Raw genomic sequence first — 2,470 nt, 5'->3', positions numbered from 1 at the left:
CGACGTCCGCCTCGATGGACCAGCCGGGGGTGCGGCGGGTGCGCCGGAGCCGGGGGTGTGCGGGGTCGCTCCGCCCGGGTGGGCGGCCGTCGCGCCCTGCGCCCCGAAGAGGAGACGGATGTTGTCGATGAGGCGGGTGGTGCCGACCTTGGCGGCGACCGCGAGGACGGCCTCGCCCTCGTAGGCGTCCGGGATCTCGGTGAAGTCGGACGGATCGACCAGCGCCAGATAGTCGAGCACCAGCGGCGGTTCGAGCAGGGCGGCGTCCTCCAGCACCGCGCGGGCCGCGGCGCGGGCGACGGACGGGCCGTGCGGGGGCACCGCGGCGGCGTAGGCGACGGCGTGCGCGTCGGCGGCCGCCCGGTCCTCGCCGAGGGCGGCCAGTGCCGCGGCGCGGTCCGGCGCGGGGTGGCCGGCGCAGGCGGCGCGGGCGCGCAGCGCCTCCTCGGCGGCGAGCCGGTCGCGGGCCGCGAACAGCGCCGCCGACAGCGCGAGCGCGGTGCGCCGCTCCGGGGCCGAGAGGTAGCGGTTACGGCTGGACAGGGCCAGGCCGTCCTCCTCGCGGACCGTGGGGACACCGACGATCTCGACGGGGAAATTGAGGTCGGCGGCCATCCGCGTGATGACGGCGAGCTGCTGGGCGTCCTTCTGCCCGTAGAACGCCAGGTCCGGCGCGGTCAGATGCAGCAGCTTGGCGACGACGGTCAGCACGCCGTCGAAGTGCCCGGGGCGGCTGGCGCCCTCCAGGAGGTCGCCCATGGGGCCGGCGGCAATCCGGATCTGCGGTTCCCCGCCCGGGTAGACCTCGTCGACGGACGGGGCGAAGACCACGTCCGCACCGGCCGCGGCCGCCAGCTCGACATCCGCCTCCAGGGTGCGCGGATAGCGGTCCAGATCCTCGCCGGGCCCGAACTGCAGCGGGTTGACGAAGACCGTGACGACGACCTGCCCCTGGGGCCCGACCCGGCTGCGGGCGGCGCGGATCAGGGTGGCGTGGCCCTCGTGCAGCGCGCCCATGGTCATCACGACCGCGCGCTCGCCACTACGGCGGCGGGGCAGGTCGCGGAGGGCGGCGGCGGTGTGGAGGAGGTGGCCGGGGCCGGGCCGGGCCGGCTCGGCGGGGAGCGTCGCGTCCATGGGCTGGTGCGGTTCCTGGTGCGCGGGGGCGTCCGGCGCCGGGGCGGCCCCGGCCGGGCGCGGAGGCGTCGGGGTCTGCGGGGCCGGGGTCGGCTCCGGGCGGTCCGGGCCCGTCGGCGCGGGGGTCATCGGTCGCCTCCCTCGGGGCCGGAGGCATCGGGGCCCGGGCCGTAGGAGCCGGGGGCGGCGCCGGGACCGTCGTCGGAGCCGGCGAGCACATCGAGCAGGTCTTCGGCGAGTTCGGGCTTGAGCAGACCGTGGGACAGCGCGCGGTCCGCGGTCGTCCGGGCCATCGCGAGATACCCGGCGACGCTCTGCGGCGCATGCCGGCGCAGCTCCGCGATATGGACGGCGACGGTGCCGGCGTCGCCCCGGGCGACCGGGCCGGTCAGCGCGGCGTCACCGGAGCGGAGCGCATTGTCCAGGGCGGCACCGAGCAGCGGGCCCAGCATCCGGTCAGGGGCCTGCACGCCCGCGTCCTGCAGCAGCTCCATGGCCTGGGCGACGAGCGTGACCAGGTGGTTCGCGCCGATGGCGAGCGCCGCGTGGTAGAGCGGACGGGCTGATTCCGCGATCCACTCGGGCTCCCCGCCCATCTCGATGACCAGCGCTTCCGCCGCCATCCGCAGCTCGTCGGGCGAGGTCACGCCGAACGAACAGCCGGCCAGCCGCTGGACGTCCACGGAGGTGCCGGTGAACGTCATCGCCGGATGCAGGGCGAGCGGCAGGGCTCCGGCGCGGGTGGCCGGGTCCAGCACCGCGGTGCCGTACCGCCCGGAGGTGTGCACCAACAGCTGGCCGGGCCGTACGGCACCCGTCTCGGCGAGGCCGCTCACCAGGCCGGCCAGGGCGTCGTCGGGGACGGTCAGCAGGACGAGATCGGCGCGGGCGAGCACCTCGGCGGGGGTGACCAGCGGGACGTCGGGCAGCAGCTCGGCGGCACGGCGTACGGAGGCGTCCGAGACTCCCGACACGGCAACCGGGCGATGCCCCGCGAGCTGCAGCGAAGCGGCGAGGGCGGGCCCGACGCGGCCCGCGCCGACGACTCCGACGGTCAGTCGGGCGGGTCGGTCCTGGGCCTCGGTGGGTGGGGTTGCGTTCACGCGGCGACGGCCTTCCGTTCCAGTCCGCGGGGGGTACCGGACGATTCCTCGCCATGCTACGCGAGTGTTTCCGGCGGCCTTGAGAGCTGTGCACAAGGTGAGACGGGGGTCTCCCACCGGAGTTATCCACAGGGGTCGCGGGCCGAGCGGGGCAGAGCCATGATCGGTGCAACGGCGCGCGGAGCGAACGAGGCGACAGCGCGGGGGAAAGGGCAGGCGGGGGGTGGTGG

Annotated in this window: 2 protein-coding genes; both read right to left on the bottom strand. The window is 76.3% G+C overall.

Features of this window, described 5'->3' with window-relative positions:
• On the bottom strand, nucleotides 1-1,137 hold a 1,137-nt coding region (gene panC / locus EST54_RS33655; protein WP_167511650.1), incomplete at its 3' end, for a pantoate--beta-alanine ligase.
• Nucleotides 1,138-1,262: 125 nt separating this feature from the next.
• On the bottom strand, nucleotides 1,263-2,240 hold the full coding sequence (locus EST54_RS33650; RefSeq protein WP_129251456.1) for a Rossmann-like and DUF2520 domain-containing protein: 978 nt from the start codon (nucleotides 2,238-2,240) through the stop codon (nucleotides 1,263-1,265).
• Nucleotides 2,241-2,470: the final 230 nt, after the last annotated feature.

The organism is Streptomyces sioyaensis, assembly GCF_004122735.1.
Taxonomy (GTDB): domain Bacteria; phylum Actinomycetota; class Actinomycetes; order Streptomycetales; family Streptomycetaceae; genus Streptomyces; species Streptomyces sioyaensis.
Note: the sequence above shows the minus strand (reverse complement) of the source record. Positions and strands in the feature narration are given on the sequence as shown.